The sequence below is a fragment of the Pontibacter litorisediminis genome, from assembly GCF_029360645.1.
GTDB classification, from domain to species: Bacteria; Bacteroidota; Bacteroidia; order Cytophagales; family Hymenobacteraceae; genus Pontibacter; species Pontibacter litorisediminis.
In genome coordinates, this window is record NZ_JARDUA010000004.1 from 56,907 (window position 1) to 72,987 (window position 16,081).

General features: G+C 53.4%; 13 protein-coding genes. 7 read left to right on the forward strand and 6 right to left on the reverse strand.

Features of this window, described 5'->3' with window-relative positions; genetic code table 11:
* Nucleotides 1–82: 82 nt before the first annotated feature.
* Complete coding sequence (locus tag PXG97_RS13710; RefSeq protein WP_276498327.1) at nucleotides 83–895, forward strand: glycogen/starch synthase; 813 nt, start codon at nucleotides 83–85, stop codon at nucleotides 893–895.
* 295 nt (nucleotides 896–1,190) lie between these two features.
* Entirely contained in the window at nucleotides 1,191–3,026 is a 1,836-nt protein-coding gene (gene glmS, locus PXG97_RS13715; protein WP_276498328.1) for a glutamine--fructose-6-phosphate transaminase (isomerizing), read from the forward strand.
* Between the two features lie 62 nt (nucleotides 3,027–3,088).
* On the opposite strand, the gene PXG97_RS13720 is transcribed toward glmS, so the two are convergent.
* Together PXG97_RS13720 and PXG97_RS13725 are read right to left on the reverse strand one after the other, a co-directional pair.
* A complete protein-coding gene (locus PXG97_RS13720) occupies nucleotides 3,089–3,715 on the reverse strand; it encodes a hypothetical protein (RefSeq protein ID WP_276498329.1) in 627 nt (208 codons plus the stop codon).
* A 697-nt stretch (nucleotides 3,716–4,412) separates the two neighbouring features.
* Entirely contained in the window at nucleotides 4,413–5,090 is a 678-nt protein-coding gene (locus PXG97_RS13725) for a 3-hydroxyacyl-CoA dehydrogenase family protein (protein ID WP_276498330.1), read from the reverse strand.
* 48 nt (nucleotides 5,091–5,138) lie between these two features.
* Here PXG97_RS13725 and PXG97_RS13730 point away from each other — a divergent pair, with 48 nt between their 5' ends.
* On the forward strand, nucleotides 5,139–5,519 hold the full coding sequence (locus PXG97_RS13730) for a RidA family protein (RefSeq protein ID WP_276498331.1): 381 nt from the start codon (nucleotides 5,139–5,141) through the stop codon (nucleotides 5,517–5,519).
* A gap of 642 nt (nucleotides 5,520–6,161) precedes the next feature.
* Here the strand turns inward: PXG97_RS13730 and PXG97_RS13735 are convergent.
* Complete coding sequence (locus PXG97_RS13735; protein WP_276498332.1) at nucleotides 6,162–7,175, reverse strand: YihY/virulence factor BrkB family protein; 1,014 nt, start codon at nucleotides 7,173–7,175, stop codon at nucleotides 6,162–6,164.
* Between the two features lie 188 nt (nucleotides 7,176–7,363).
* Between PXG97_RS13735 and gltX the strand changes: the two genes are divergently transcribed.
* The 3 genes from gltX to PXG97_RS13750 all read left to right on the forward strand — a co-directional run bounded on the left by gltX (nucleotide 7,364) and on the right by PXG97_RS13750 (nucleotide 10,434).
* A complete protein-coding gene (gene gltX, locus PXG97_RS13740) occupies nucleotides 7,364–8,905 on the forward strand; it encodes a glutamate--tRNA ligase (protein WP_276498333.1) in 1,542 nt (513 codons plus the stop codon).
* Nucleotides 8,906–9,168: 263 nt separating this feature from the next.
* Nucleotides 9,169–9,534: a hypothetical protein gene (locus tag PXG97_RS13745; protein ID WP_276498334.1), complete on the forward strand. Its 366-nt coding sequence runs from the start codon at nucleotides 9,169–9,171 to the stop codon at nucleotides 9,532–9,534.
* A 132-nt stretch (nucleotides 9,535–9,666) separates the two neighbouring features.
* A complete protein-coding gene (locus PXG97_RS13750) occupies nucleotides 9,667–10,434 on the forward strand; it encodes a TIGR00266 family protein (RefSeq protein ID WP_276498335.1) in 768 nt (255 codons plus the stop codon).
* Nucleotides 10,435–10,717: 283 nt separating this feature from the next.
* Here PXG97_RS13750 and PXG97_RS13755 read toward each other — a convergent pair whose 3' ends face one another.
* The gene (locus tag PXG97_RS13755) at nucleotides 10,718–12,235 is read right to left on the reverse strand and encodes a GH3 auxin-responsive promoter family protein (RefSeq protein WP_476745370.1); all 1,518 of its coding nucleotides are present in this window, start codon (nucleotides 12,233–12,235) and stop codon (nucleotides 10,718–10,720) included.
* An 80-nt stretch (nucleotides 12,236–12,315) separates the two neighbouring features.
* Entirely contained in the window at nucleotides 12,316–13,047 is a 732-nt protein-coding gene (gene lptB, locus PXG97_RS13760; protein ID WP_276498337.1) for an LPS export ABC transporter ATP-binding protein, read from the reverse strand.
* A 184-nt stretch (nucleotides 13,048–13,231) separates the two neighbouring features.
* On the opposite strand from lptB, the gene PXG97_RS13765 reads away from it, so the two are divergent.
* The gene (locus tag PXG97_RS13765; protein ID WP_276498338.1) at nucleotides 13,232–14,056 is read left to right on the forward strand and encodes a glycoside hydrolase family 25 protein; all 825 of its coding nucleotides are present in this window, start codon (nucleotides 13,232–13,234) and stop codon (nucleotides 14,054–14,056) included.
* 164 nt (nucleotides 14,057–14,220) lie between these two features.
* On the opposite strand, the gene recJ is transcribed toward PXG97_RS13765, so the two are convergent.
* On the reverse strand, nucleotides 14,221–15,927 hold the full coding sequence (recJ, locus tag PXG97_RS13770) for a single-stranded-DNA-specific exonuclease RecJ (protein ID WP_276498339.1): 1,707 nt from the start codon (nucleotides 15,925–15,927) through the stop codon (nucleotides 14,221–14,223).
* Nucleotides 15,928–16,081: the final 154 nt, after the last annotated feature.

Here is a 16,081-nt window from a genome sequence, read left to right on the forward strand (position 1 = left end):
TTTTAAATTGAAAATCAGAATAAAAAATACTAATTTTGCACGACCCTATACTGTTGCTTATTAAAATCTTAATTTCATACCCATGTCAAAATTGCGAATCCTATACGCCGCCACCGAGATCAATCCCTTCTTACAAACCTCAAAAGTAGCAGAGTTCCTACAGACCCTGCCGCAAGGTATGCAGGAGCGAGGGATGGAGATCCGGATCTTTGTGCCGCGGTTCGGCCTGATAAACGAGCGCAAGAACCGTTTGCATGAGGTAGTGCGCCTTTCAGGTATCAACATCGCCGTGGGTGACGATGAAAAGCCGTTAGTAATCAAAGTGGCTTCCATCCCGAATGCGAAGCTACAGGTTTATTTTATCGATAACGAAGATTATTTCCACAGAAAGTCTGTTTTCGTGGACAAGAACAACAAATTCCACCAGGACAACGACGAGCGCGCGATCTTCTTCTGCAAAGGGGTGCTGGAGACCGTGAAGAAACTGGGCTGGGCGCCGGATATTGTGCACTGCAACGACTGGATGACAGGCCTGATCCCGATGTACCTGAAAACCACGTATAAGAAGGACCCGATCTTTAAGGACTCAAAGTCGATGTTTACGGTGTACAACAACAGCTATACCCATAAATTCAGCGAAGACCTGCTGGAGAAAGTGAAGATGCTGGACATTGACGACAGCATGCTGAAGCACCTGGAGTCGGCTGACACGAACGGCTTTATCAAATGCGGCATGGAGTATGCCGACGCCGTGATCAAGACGAATGAAGACTTCAGCGAGAACATCAATGCGCTGTTCTCTGACTTTATGAAGAAGAAGACCATCAGCACGGTTTGCGCTGACGACACTCTTCTGGACAATTACTATAATTTATATAACGAACTGAGCAAATAAGATTCTGTTTAGCCTCTCTTCTTTTTTGTACTTTGCGTAATGTATAAGTAGCAAGAGGGGCATCCCGCCAGAGGCGTTGTACTATAAAACTACAAAAGGCTGCCGCTTATATTACATTTCCGTAATAAAGCAGCAGCCTTTTTTATTTAGCACCACCCAATTGACAGCCAACAGGTTAGGCTGTACACTACTACTCAAAACACAAAGCTAAGGTGTAGAAGTTATAGAGATATATAAGAAATAGGTACATTTGCAGTTACCTATGTGTTTCTATGAGAGAAAATAAAGAAAATCTATGTGTGGAATTGTAGCTTACGTTGGGCATCGGGAAGCGAGCCCAATCATTATTAAAGGCCTGAAAAGGCTAGAGTACCGCGGATACGACAGCGCGGGCATTGCGCTGATGAACGGCGACCTGAACGTTTACAAGAAAAAAGGCAAAGTGGCAGAACTGGAGGCCTATATTGGCTCCCTGGACACGCACGGCAACATCGGCATGGGCCACACCCGCTGGGCCACGCACGGTGAGCCGAACGATGTGAACGCGCACCCGCATTATTCTACCTCCCGTAACATTGCCATCATCCATAATGGCATCATTGAGAACTATGCCTCACTCAAGAAGCTCCTGATCGAGAAAGGCCATACGTTCCAGTCAGACACAGACTCGGAGGTATTTATCAATTTGATCGAGGACATCCGCACCAACAACAACTGCACCCTGCCGGAGGCGGTTCGCTTGGCCATGCACGAGGTGGTGGGTGCCTACGCGATTGTGGTGTTGGCCCAAGATAGCCCCAACCAGCTGATCGCGGCGCGTAAAGGCAGCCCGCTGGTAGTGGGCATCGGCAAGGGAGAGTACTTCCTGGCCTCAGACGCCACACCGATCATTGAGTACACCAATGAGGTAGTGTATTTGAACGACTACGAGCTGGCCATCATCAACAACGGTGAACTGGACATCCGCACCAAAGAGGACGTGAAGCAGACGCCGTACGTGCAGACGCTGGAGATGGAGCTGGAGTCTATCGAGAAGGGCGGGTATGAGCACTTCATGCTCAAGGAGATCTTCGAGCAGCCACGCTCTATCCTGGACAGCATGCGCGGCCGCATGATTGCCGAAAGCGACCACCTGATGATGTCGGGCATCCGCGAGTTCGAGAACAAGTTCGTGAACGCCAACCGCATCATTATTGTGGCCTGCGGCACCTCGTGGCATGCCGGCCTGGTGGCCGAGTACCTGATCGAGGACCTGGCGCGCATACCGGTGGAGGTAGAGTATGCCTCTGAGTTCCGTTACCGCAACCCGATCATCAACGAGAAGGACATCGTGATCGCCATTTCCCAGTCTGGTGAGACGGCGGACACATTGGCGGCTATCGAACTGGCAAAATCCAAAGGCGCCACGATCTTCGGCATCTGCAACGTGGTGGGCTCTTCTATTGCCCGTGCTACAGATGCCGGCGCCTATACGCACGCCGGGCCTGAGATTGGCGTGGCCAGCACCAAGGCCTTTACCGCGCAGGTAACGGTACTCACGCTGATCGCCATGATTATCGGCAGCAAGCGCGGCGCCCTGGAAACGACCAAGCTGCGGGAACTGATGGTAGAGCTTGAGACAATACCAAGCAAGGTAGAGGAGGCCCTGAAGCTGAACGACCAGATCGTGCAGATTGCGGAGCAGTACAAGGACGCGCCTAACTGTATTTACCTGGGCCGTGGCTACAACTTCCCGGTTGCCCTGGAAGGAGCCCTGAAGCTGAAGGAAATCTCTTACATCCATGCCGAAGGCTACCCTGCCGCAGAGATGAAGCACGGCCCGATCGCGCTGATCGACGAGCAGATGCCGGTGGTGGTGATTGCCACAAAGGACAGCTCGTATGAGAAAATCGTGTCGAACGTGCAGGAGGTGAAGGCCCGTAAAGGTAAGGTAATCGCGATCGTGACAGAGGGCGACACTACCATTCCGGCCATGGCAGACCACGTGATCGAGATTCCGGAGACAAGTGAGCACCTGGTGCCGCTGCTATCCGTTGTCCCGCTGCAGTTGCTGTCTTACCACATTGCTGTGATGCGCGGCTGCAATGTAGACCAGCCCCGCAATTTGGCTAAGTCTGTTACCGTGGAATAGTCCGCAGTAAGTATAAAATAGAAAAGGGAGCTGTTATGGCTCCCTTTTTTAATATAGCTGTTTTAGTTTCGGTGATAAGTCAGCGAATCGAGGAACAACTGAATTACCTTGTTGTCCTGATGGTCGCTGCCGGTGTTAAGCATCGTGATAAAGATTATACCCTCGCTCTCGCCGCCCAGCGCCGCCACCGTGTACCGCTGCACCTCGCTGCCTAGCTTCAGTTCCACTGTTTTCCCTTTCGCCTGCTGCCCCGACTTTAGCTTCTGCTCGAAGGGCTGCTCTGTTACACTATAGCCGAAGCTTGCCTCCTCGTTTGTCACTTCCTTCAGCATCAGGTCCACCAGGCTTGAGGGGTTAATGGACTTGTACTTCTGCACCAGCACCCCGTTTCCGTTGGCCGTCAGCAGCGTCATTTGCTCCAGATCCGGATCGGGGGAGGTGAAGGCAGGGTGCAGTTCCTTGGGGTACTGTAATGAAATCCAGTCGTCCTGATAGGTGAGCACATCTTTCTGCTGCACGGCCACCGTCACCTCCTTGCCATTGGCGAGTTTCATTTTATACTCTTTGCCCAGGGTGATATCCTGGGTTTTGCCGTTGATGGTGATCTGGTAGTTGGCGGCCTCGTTAGCTTGTGCCATGGCTCCGGCACCTGCCATACTTAAGAGCAGTGCGAGTAAAGTTGTTCTCATTTGTTTTCAGTAAAAGGTACACTTGCTGCTCAAGATAGGGAAAGCGGCATCAATATAGAAGTATAGTGATCTAAAAATAAAGGGCAGTTCATAGTGGATCTATGAGGTATCCTGTACAGCTATTCAGGTATACTATGCTTTTCCGGAGGCACAAGCGGGGCAGGCTTGCAGCCCGTAGCTTGCTGTACGCTCAGCTTTACAATCTAAGTGGCTTGAGGAACCATACTTGCTTCTGCTATACTTCTGTAGGCGTTTTTCCCGCAGCTTGGCACGAGCTATCTTTTATAGCGACTGCTGATCCTCAGCCTTACAAGCCTATCGTTGCATCTCCTGCTTGGCTCCCTCCAGGTCGGGAGGCCTCGTCCTGGGGGTAGGGGCCCTCGATAAGGGCATCGCGCTGTCTACATTTCCTTTGCTGTCGCAATGCCTTCGGCACCGGAAATCTAGAAGGCGCTCTTTTTCGAGGGCCCCTACCCCCACCCAAGGACTGGGAAATATTTCGATAGCTTAGGCTGACGGAGCTTGAATAGAGCTCTCCTCCTTAGCCAAGGAGGGGCAGGTGTGGTTGGACCCGGTGCAGCTGAATTCTCTCCCCTGCTTTTAGGAGAGGGCCGGGGTGGGATGACTTCCTCTCCTAAGAGGGGTTAGGGGTAGGCTTTCACTAGGCCAGAGTAAATGTCAGCCTCCAAAGTATACCTTAAAAGCTCCCGCCTTTCAGGTACTTTGTTTTTAGGAGCGGGCAGATCTTGTAACGCTCTTCTTTGGTATCCTCATATACTGCCTGCAGCACCTCGTACACGTTTTTCACGCCGATTTGGTTAGCCCACTCAAAAGGTCCTTTCGGGTAGTTGGTACCGAGCTTCATGCCCAGGTCAATATCGTGTATCCCTGCTGTTTTCTCCTGTAGGGTATAGCATGCCTCATTGATGATCATGCATAGAAGGCGTGGCGTTACCATGCCTACACGGTCATCCACCAGCAGGTACTCTGTGCCCAGGGCCTGGCATACTTCGTCCAGTTGCGCCTGGCAGCCTTCGTGCAGCACGCTCACCTCCAGCACCGGGCGGTTGAACAGCGTAGGCAGTCCGTTAAATCCGATCAGCGTGCAAGGCTGCTCCAGCTCTGCCTGGCTTGCCAGCGCGGCCAGCTGCACCGTGGCGGCATTGCAGAAAACCACCTGCCCCGGCGCGTACATGGCCAGGCGCTCCGGCTGCTCGTGCAGCAGGAAGTCGAACACCACGTCTGTGGGTTTCAGCTGCTCATCTACCAGGGTATGGCTGTGCAGGAAAGTATAACTTACGCCTTCCCGCTCCTCCTGAAACTTTTGCTTAAACTCCACGGCCATTTCCGGGCCAGACAAAACAACAATGCGCATATTTTCTGTACTTTTGATAGTAAAGATACAAACTAAAACCAAACCTCTATGGCACATACCATCATCAACTCTGCCAAGGCTCCTGCTCCTATCGGGCCTTACAGCCAGGCAACTATGGCTAACGGCATCCTTTATGTTTCAGGCCAAATCCCATTGAACCAGGAAACTGGCGAACTGGTGAGCAGCAGCATCGAAGAAGAAACACACATGGTGATGAAAAACCTGCAGTTTATACTTTCAGAAGCAGGCATGGACTTCAGCAACGTAGTAAAGTGCTCTATTTTCGTGAAAGACCTGAACAACTTCGGCAAGATCAACGAGACCTACGGCAGCTACTTCACCAGCAACCCACCTGCCCGCGAAACCGTGGAGGTGAGCCGCCTGCCCAAGGATGTGAACGTGGAGATTTCGTGTATTGCAGTAAAATAGCTTCGTGAGACGAAGGGTTTCTGACAAAAGACAGGGTTGGCAAGTATAGCTTCTCTGTCTTTTGTGTTTTTATACTTTCTCCAACCGGCGCTGTGCCTAACCACCCCTGCCCCTTCTTGTCTTTTTCGAGGGCCCCTACCCCCAGGAGGGGAGCCTGTCATTGCTGATGCTAAAGTATAAGTTTCATAGCTGCTGGAGGAGCATCAGCAGAAGCATAAACCCACCCCTGACCCTTCCACGGAGGGGAATCAGCAGGCAACTATCACCCCCTCTTCGAAGAGGAACTTTGGTTCACGTTGCTAAGCCGAGGCTATCTGAAGCTGATACCAGTCTTTGGGTTGAGCGCCTATGCGAGTTTTTCCGGTGACGAGCGACAGCGAGGCAGCCCGAGGCACGAGGGCAGGAAAAGCTCCCAGCGCGATGCCCGAAGACGAGCCCTCTCGGGCTGGAGAGCAGAAAGCCAGAGATGAAACAAGCAGTTTGTAAGGCTGTGGATCAGCAGCAGCTAGTAAGGGAAGCTTGTGTCCAGTGGCAGAAAGCAGCAGCTAATAGCGGCACAAGCGGACGCTTGCGCCAGGGAAAGCTAATATTTTTGCCTTGAAGCCTTACAGCAAGGCTGGCGACATTCACTCCTTTTACCCCTCAAATATTCGCTCCTTTGGCGGCATCACTTTCGCTGGTCGGCTCCTCCTCCGGCTCACCGTATACGTCGCGCTCGTGCTTGCCGGGCTCGGCGTTTACAGCAGAGTTGCCCACCTCCACCTCCTTCCGTATCACCCGCACCGCATACTCTGCCGGGTAAATGTTATGGCCATACTTGCGCGAGTACACAAACGTGAAAACGGCCCCGAAAAAGATAATCTGTGAGGTAAAAAACACCCAGGTAAGTATAATCACCACCGAGCCTGCCGCGCCGTAAACGGAGGCCATGTCGTTTTTGCCGAGGTAAAACCCGATCAGGCCCCGGAACAGCACAAACAGCAGCGAGGTTACCAGGGCCCCCACCGTCACGTCGCGCCACTTGATCTTAGCATCCGGCAAGAATTTATAGATACAGGCAAACAGGAACGACATCAGCAGAAAGGCCGACAAAAAATTAGCCGCGTGCAGCACATACACGATCCAACCTGCAAAGCGCGCCGTCAGAAAATCACCGATAGCCACCAGTATGGTGTTGGCCAGCAGCGAGAGCAGCAGCACAATGGCAATAGTCAGGATCATTCCAAAGGAGAGCACGCGGTCTAGCACCAGCTTCACGTAGCCGCGCTTGGGCACCGGCTTTACGTGCCATATCTCGTTTAGGGAGTCTTGCAGGGAGATGAAAACCCCTGTGGCGGCAATAAATAAGGCACTGACGCCAACAATGGCAGCCAAGTTAAAATCGCCGAACTCGTTCACGTTCTCCACCATCTTCTGCACTGAGTAGGCCCCTTCCGTACCAATCAGCTCCTTGATGCGGTAGTATACCTCCCCCGACACGGCCTGCTCGCCGAAAAAATAGCCCGCTGCGCTGATGATGATAATGAGCATGGGTGGCAGTGCAAAGATGGTGTAGTACGCCAGCGCAGCCCCTTTTTGGAAGGAGTTGTTATCGATGAACTCAAGGCCCGTTTCTTTTAACAAGCACCAGATCAACCAGGCGCGCTTCTTTACCATGCTGTGCGGCTTAACTACTTGCTGATACGCAATCGGCCCATTATGTTTATGGTATATAGGATAAGCTTACTGCCAGCGCGGGTGCAGTTTTGTTTTTGCAACGCCTGCTGCATTTTACCGTTACCGAAACGATACTTTATTTCGTACCTTTGCAGCGAATTTCAATGATCTGAATCAGACAACCATACATGGAAAGAGAAGTTAGAGTACGCTTTGCCCCAAGCCCAACCGGGCCTCTCCATATCGGTGGTGTACGCACCGCCCTTTACAATTACCTGCTGGCCCGCAAAACGGGCGGCAAAATGATCCTGCGCATCGAGGACACCGACCAGAACCGCTTTGTGCCGGGCGCTGAGGATTACATCCGGGAGTCGTTGGAGTGGTGCGGCATTGAACTGGACGAGAGCCCCTGGAACGGCGGCCCGTACGCACCTTACCGCCAGTCGGAGCGCAAGCCGATGTACATGCAGTACGCCCTGCAACTGGTAAACGACGGCCATGCTTATTACGCCTTCGACACGGCCGAGGAGCTGGAGGAGATGCGCGAGCGCCTGAAGGCGGCCAAAGTGGCCACACCGCAATACAACGCCATCACCCGCATGACGATGAAGAACTCCCTCACCCTACCAGAGGATGAGGTGAAGAAACGCCTGGAGAGCGGCGAGCCTTACGTGATCCGCCTGAAAGTGCCGCGCAAGGAGGAGATCCGCCTCAAGGACATGATCCGCGGTTGGGTAATGGTACACTCTTCTTCCATAGACGATAAAGTTCTGATGAAATCGGACGGCATGCCGACATACCACCTGGCCAACATCGTGGACGACCACCTGATGAAGATCACGCACGTGATCCGTGGCGAGGAGTGGTTGCCGTCTGCGCCGCTGCACGTGCTGCTGTACCGCTACCTGGGCTGGGAAGACACCATGCCGGAGTTTGCGCACCTGCCGCTGCTGCTGAAGCCGGATGGGAACGGCAAGCTAAGCAAGCGCGACGGCGACAAGCTGGGCTTCCCGGTGTTCCCGCTGCGCTGGGAGGATCCGTTCTCCAAAGAGATATCATCCGGCTACCGTGAATCAGGCTACCTGCCGGAGGCCTTTATCAACTTCCTGGCCTTTTTGGGCTGGAACCCAGGCACCAGCCAGGAAATCTTCTCGATGGAGGAGCTGGCCAATGAGTTTACGGTAGAGCGTATCGGCAAGTCCGGCACCCGTTTCGATATTCAGAAAGCCCGCTGGTTTAACGAGCAGTACCTGCGCGCCAAGCCGGACAGCGAACTGGCCAACTACCTGATCAAGGCGCTGGCAGAGCACAACATCACCACCACACCGGAAAAAGCAGAGAAAATCGCCGGCCTGATGAAAGAGCGCGTGTCGTTCCCGCAGGATTTCTGGCAGGAGGCCAAGTACTTCTTCGTGGCACCGGAGGAGTACAGCGAGAAGGTGGCTTCCAAAAAGTGGAACGCCCAGTCGGTGGCTGTTTTCGAGGATTTCAAGAACGAGCTGCCGTCGCTGCAGGATTTTAATGCCGATACTGTGAAGGAGCTGCTGACAAGCATCCTGGAGCGCCACGGCATGAAGCTTGGGCAGGTGATGCAGGCGCTGCGCCTGGCGGTAACCGGTGCTGAGGCGGGCCCGGACCTGATGCAGATCATTGAGGTGATCGGCCGCGAGGAGACGATCCAACGCATCGAAACCGCTATCAGCAAGCTGAGCCATTATGTATCCGCGTAAAGTATAGATTTTAAGACAAAAGACAGTTAGACAAAGGACAAACGGCAGTTGGGGAGAAGGAGAAAGCCTGACTGCTCAACAATTGACAAGCAGCAACCATAAGGCTTCACCTATACCTTAGGTTGTTTTGTACTCGTCCTTCAATCTGGAACTTAAGAAAGGCTGGCCCTGTGGCTGGCCTTTTTTAATGCCCTTTGCCCCCGCCCTGCAACAAATTTGCCTGCCTCGCTTATACAACTAAGTATAACCACACGAGAAACACCATGGCTAAGAATAAAAAAGAGAGCAAGAGCGAGAAAAAGAAGTCGCGGGTGCACAAGGATCTGGAGGGGTTTGAGATCAAGGTGAATGAGCACGGCGAGATCATCTCCAACTATAGCATCGATAAGATAAACGAGTTTCTGAACCGAAACGTGGACGATAAGAAGCTGATGAAGCGCGATGCGGCCGAAAAGGCAAAGCGTGAGGAAGAAGAGGAATACCATGTGGAGGAAACCGAGGAAGCGGAGGAAACCGACGAGGACTTTGTGCGCAATACCAACGCCGTGTCTGACGAGGAGGATGACAAGAACCTGCCCAAAGCCCGGCGCCGCAAGAAAGGCGAGGAGGATGAGGACGAGGAGCGTTAATGCGCCACAGCCTTATGACTTTTAGTTTTAGATCGAAAGCCGGTGTTTCATCCTACTAGCATCGGCTTTATATTCTCTGTCTCTTAAAAATCAGCTATCTTTCCATCCTCACAACATCTACTATAACCAACTATGAGAAACTCACACGAGATCGACTACAAGATTTTTGGAAACGACATCCAGGTGCTGGAGATTGAGCTGGACCCGCACGAAACGGTAATTGCCGAGGCCGGCGCCATGGTGTACATGGAGGAAGGCATTGACTTCGAGGCCAAGATGGGCGATGGCTCCAACCCCAGCCAAGGGTTCTTCGGCAAACTCGTTTCCGCCGGCAGCCGCCTGATTACGGGGGAGTCGCTGTTCATGACGCACTTCACGCACCGCGGGCATGGCAAGAGCCGCGTAGCTTTCTCGGCCCCCTACCCTGGCACTATCCTCCCGATAGACCTGAGCGCGACCCGCAGCAACACCCTCATCACACAGAAAGACGCCTTTCTGGCGGCGGCTTTGGGCACCAAGCTCAGCATCCACTTCAACCAGAAACTAGGTTCCGGCTTCTTCGGCGGCGAGGGCTTTATACTGCAGAAGATGCAGGGCGACGGTTTGGCCTTTGTGCACGCCGGCGGTACCATTGTAGAGAAGCAACTAAACAACGAAACACTGCGCGTAGACACAGGCTGCGTGGTGGCCTTTGAGGAAGGGATAGATTTCAGCGTGCAGCGCGCCGGCGGCCTAAAATCGATGATATTCGGCGGCGAAGGAATTTTCCTGGCTACCCTGCGCGGCACGGGCCGTGTGTGGCTGCAGTCGATGCCGGTGAAGAAGCTGATCGAGGCGCTGATGCCACGCGGTGAGAACGCCAACAAGGAAGGCGGCTTTATGAGCAGCTTTTTAGAGTAGAAAGTATAGATTTATACTTTAACGCATCAGCCCCGGCAAGCATATACTTGCCGGGGCTGATGTTTTATACTTTATAAGTCCTACCCCTCCTTGGCTAAGAGAGGAGCCCGCTATCAATACAGCAACTTGTTTGCCTTGTAGTTGCTACTTGATTATCCTTCACCCAAGATCTTTGTAGAAGGACAAGCGAATCGTCACTGCTACAATAGTCATATTTGGAGTATGCACCCCCTTTTAACAAGGCGGAGCAGGAGATGGGCAACTTTCTAACTCTATCAACTCTCTACAGCCCGTTTACCTGCATGATCTCCTCCAGGTATTCGCGGGTGTTGCTGAGGCGGGGCACTTTGTTCTGGCCGCCCATTTTGCCTTTGTGGCTGAGCCAGCTCATAAACGTGCCTTGGGGGGCGGCATGCACCAACGGCTCCTGCAGGGCAATGTCGTTCTGGCGCTTCGCGTCGTAGTCTGAATTTACCTCGCGCAGCCTCTCATCCAGCACCTGCGTGAACTGCTTCAGGCTACTTGGCTCTTTTTCAAACTCAATCAGCCATTCGTGGCCGCCGCGCTTTTCGCTCTCCAGATATATAGGTGCCGCCGTAAAATTAGAAATCACGGCCCCGGTGGCATTGCAGGCGGCGGTTATGGCCTCCTCGGCATTCTCCACGATCACCTCCTCGCCAAAGGCATTGATAAAGTGCTTGGTGCGCCCCGATATTTTAATGCGGTAAGGATCTATACTTGTAAAGCGGATGGTGTCTCCGATCTTATAGCGCCACAGACCGGCGTTGGTAGAGATAACGAGGGCGTAGTTTTTGCCGAGCTCCACCTCGTCTAAAGTCAGGGTTTTGGGATGCTCCTCCTCCAACTGGTCCATGGGAATAAACTCGTAGTACACGCCATAGTCCAGCATCAGCAGCATCTCATCCTCTGTGTCGCGCTGGTCCTGTATCCCGAAGAAGCCTTCGGAGGCGTTGTATACTTCCAGGTAGTTCATCTGGCTGGATGGGATAATCTCGCGGAACAGTTGGCGGTAAGGTCCAAAGGCCACGGCGCCGTGGGTAAACAGCTCCAGGTTAGGCCATACTTCCAGGATGTTGCTTTTGCCTGTTTCTGCCAGGATGCGCTTCAGCAGCACGTAGGTCCAGGTGGGCACACCGCTCAGGCTGGTTACGTTCTCCTTCACCGTCAGCTCCACCATCTTCTCTATTTTCTCCTCCCACTTGTCCATCAGGGCCACCTTCAGCGGGGGCGTGCGCATGGCCTCTGCCCAGATCGGCAGGTTTTGCATGATCACGGCAGACACGTCGCCACAGTTTACCTTTGCGTTAAGCTCGCTGGGGCGGTGGCTGCCGCCAATAGAAAGGCCTTTGCCTGTGAAAAGCTTCGTGTCGGGGTACAGGTTCACGTAAATGGAGAGCATGTCTTTGCCGCCCTTGTAGTGGCAATCTTCCAGCGACTCCGGGCTGACAGGAATGAACTTGCTGCGGGCATTGGTGGTGCCTGAGGACTTAGCGAACCATTCGATCTTGGTAGGCCACAGCAGGTTCTGCTCCCCCTTCATCACGCGCTCAATATAAGGGTACAGGTCTTCGTAGGTACTGATGGGCACCCGCTCCTGGAACTCCCGCACGCTCAGGCTGTCGCCGTAGCCGTGCTTCTTGCCCCATTCTGTGCCCTTGGCTGTGCTGATCAGGTTCTGAAACAACTCCAGCTGCACCTCATGCGGGTACTTCCGAAACAGATCAATGTCGTGGATCCGCTTCTTCATCACCCACGTTACTATTGAATTTATAATCTCCAAGGTAAGTTGGCTAAAGGGTTAAACAGCCTTTCCTTATACTGCATTTGCAAACATTAGCCTTGTAATATACCTATTAAAGACTAGATCTTGCGCTTTAATTCGAAGTGCTTGCCCAGGTATACGCGGCGTACCTGCTCGTCGGCGGCCAGTTCTTCGGCGGTACCGGCCTTCAGGATCTTGCCCTCGAACAGCAGGTAGGCGCGGTCGGTGATGGACAGGGTCTCGTTTACGTTGTGGTCGGTGATGAGGATACCGATATTCTTGTTCTTGAGCTTGGCCACGATGCTCTGGATCTCCTCCACGGCGATCGGGTCCACGCCGGCGAACGGCTCATCGAGCAGCACGAATTTCGGGTCCACGGCCAGGGCGCGGGCAATCTCGGTGCGGCGGCGCTCGCCCCCGCTTAGCACAATGCCCTTGTTCTTGCGCACGTGCGTCAGCGAGAATTCCTCCAGCAGCTCCTCCACCTTCTCGTACTGCGCCTTCTTGGGCAGGTCCGTCATCTCCAGCACCGACAGGATGTTCTCCTCCACTGTGAGTTGCCGAAATACTGAGGCTTCCTGCGCCAGGTAGCCTACGCCGCGCGTGGCACGCTTGTACATCGGCAGGTCGGTGATATCCTCTTTATCCAGGTAAATCTTACCCGTGTTCGGCTTCACCAGACCAACGATCATGTAGAACGACGTGGTCTTACCGGCTCCGTTTGGCCCCAGCAAACCCACAATCTCGCCTTGGTTCACTTCCACGCTCACGTCGTTTACAACAGTGCGCGATTTATACTTCTTTATCAGGTGTTCTGCTCTCAGTATCATTGTGGCTAAATTACGCATAATGCAGGCATCCTGCAACGTACGTGCCAGTTAGCCTAAATTCATATATATTAGAAGATTACTATTAAAATAAATTCAACAAACTATATAATACTTATTATCAGGGGTTGCCTTATGTAAGATTAATATTTAATTTGATACACGCTTACAACCTACAACCTTACTTATGACATTACGTTTACTCCTTTCAACCTGCCGGAGGCTTGCCTTCTCTTGCCTGTTGGTCTGCGGCAGTGTTGCTGTGGCAGCAGCCACCGGCACTGACAACAATAATCCCAAGACCGCCGCTTCTACCAACAACAGCAGCAGTAACACTGCCGTGGTAAGGGGCATTGATGTATCGAGGTGGCAGAAGGAGGTGGACTGGAACATGGTAAGTGAGGCGGAGGTGGCCTTTGCCTTTATCAAGGCCACCGAGGGCGATTATAGGTTAGACCCTTTCTTTGCCCGCAACTGGGAGGAAACCAAGCGCCACGGCATCAAGCGCGGCGCCTATCATTTCTACAAGCCAGAGATTCCGGTAGAGAGACAAGTAGCGCTCTTCACAAGCACTGTATCCATACACCCCGGTGACCTTCCGCCTGTGCTGGACCTGGAGGTGACGGACAAAACCGTTACTCCGGAGCAGCTCCGCAAAGATGTGCGCACCTGGCTAGAGGCCGTAACTGCCCACTATGGCGTGCGCCCGATCATCTACACCGGCCAGAATTACTACCGCCGTTACCTGAAAGGCCATTTCCCGGAATACCACTTCTGGATTGCCCGCTACAGTGACGTAAAACCGGAGACCTACCACACCGACAGCTGGATGTTCTGGCAGTTTACAGACCGCGGCTCCATTGCGGGCATTAACTCTGCCGTGGACATCAACTTCTTTGCCGGCGACTTTGAGCAGCTGAACCTGCTGTGTGTGCCTGAGTTCATAGCCCACAACCGCTACGACCGGGAAAGCCCGCTCTCGCAGCTAAAGCACCTGCAGCCGCTGCCGTAAGGCTAGTTGATTGATGGTTGTTGATTGTTTGCCGAGCCCCCTTTCGCAAGTATAGTTGCGGAGGCATAAAAGTACGACTGCCTGGCGCGGATGGCTCATTTGGACAATACTTGATCATGGCGTAACCCATAAGTACAAAAGGCTCCCTCACCGGGAGCCTTTCTTTATTTTATGCGGATGTCTTTGATGCGGAGCTGCAGCGTGATGACGCCCCTGAACTCGTTTTCCTCAATCGTATAGCACACATCGAACGGGATGCCTTTGCTAATCGCTTTGTAGTAGTCGCCGAGGCCGAAGCCGATAGCGTCGATGCTATAGAAGCCATCCTGCGTAAGGCGCAGCTTCAGGTGTGAGTCGCCTACCACGCGCACGCTGCCGGTATCATACACGCACTCCGACACGAACACCGGGCGCATGTTGCCCGGGCCGAACGGCTCCATCTGCCGCACAATGTTGTAGAAGTTACGCGTGATCTGTTTCAGCTGCAGCGGCGCATCTATCTCGATCTGCGGTATTTTCTGGTCTGCGGTGATAGTGCTGGCCACTACCTCCTCAAAGCGTTTCCGGAAGGCCGGAATGTTCTCCACAGGCATGGTTAGGCCTGCCGCATACATGTGCCCGCCAAACTGCTCCAACAGGTCGGAGCAGCTCTCGATGGCGTTATGCACGTTGAAGCCATGCACCGACCGAGCCGAGCCCGATGCCTTGCCATTGGATTGAGTAAGGATGATAGTAGGCCGGTAATAGTGCTCGATGCAGCGCGAGGCCACAATACCGATCACACCCTTGTGCCAGGTCTCCTTGAAGAGCACGGTGGAGTTGGCCGTGCGCAGGAAATCATCCTGCTCTATCATCTGCAGTGCCTCCTTGGTGATGTTGCTGTCCTTGTCGCGGCGCGCTTTGTTCGACTCGTTGATGATATCGGCCATCTTGAAGGCATCCTCTTTCGTCTGGGCCAGCAGCATGCGTACCGAGTTTTTGGCGTCGCCCATGCGGCCGGCAGCGTTTATACGCGGCGCAAAACCGAACACGATGCTGGTGATGTCCATTTCCCCACGAATGTCGGCCAGCTCTTTCAGGGCCTCCAGGCCAGGGCGCATCGGCTGCGGACTGTTCAGGTGCTTCAAGCCATAATAAGCCAGTATGCGGTTCTCCCCGGTAATGGGTACTATGTCGGCGGAGATACTTACCACCAGCAGATCCAGCAGCTTGTATGCTTCCTGTTGCTCAATATCATTCTGCATGCAGAAAGCCTGTAGCAGCTTGAAGCCCACGCCGCAGCCCGAGAGTTCTTTGTAAGGGTACGGGCAATCCACCTGCTTGGGGTCCAGCACCGCCACTGCCTGCGGAATGTCCTCATCGGGCAAGTGGTGGTCGCAAATAATGAAGTCAATGCCCTTCTCAGAGGCGTAGGCAACCTTGTCGGCAGACTTAATGCCGCAGTCGAGGCTGATGATGAGCGTGAAGCCATGCTCCGCCGCCCACTCTATGCCCTGGCTCGACACGCCGTAGCCCTCTTTGTACCTGTCGGGGATGTAAAAATCGATGTTGGAGGTATAGTTGCGCAGGAAACCGTACATGAGCGCCACAGAAGTAGTGCCATCCACATCGTAATCGCCGTACACCAGGATTTTCTCGTTGCGGTGCAGGGCATTATTGAGGCGGTTCACGGCGTGGTCCATGTCCTTCATCAGGAAGGGATCGTGGAGGTCCTGCAGCGAGGGGCGGAAGAAGTGCCGGGCCTCAGAAAAGCTGCAAATGCCGCGCTGGCATAGTATAGAGGCTAGCGTTTCGCTTATTTTCAGCTCCTCTGAAAGCTGCTGTACAATTTCTGCCGGTGCCTCCGGGTTTATGACCCACCTCTTCTCCATAAATGCTTAACTGTGCCGCTATACTTGTCGTGCCGCAAAGGTAGCTAATTTAACCTGCACCTGCAGGACACTGTGCACCTTCACGGTTATTTTCATACTTTTGCCCTCCTTAACAGGAATAGCAGTGAAACGATTCAGAGAGCTCTACGGAAAG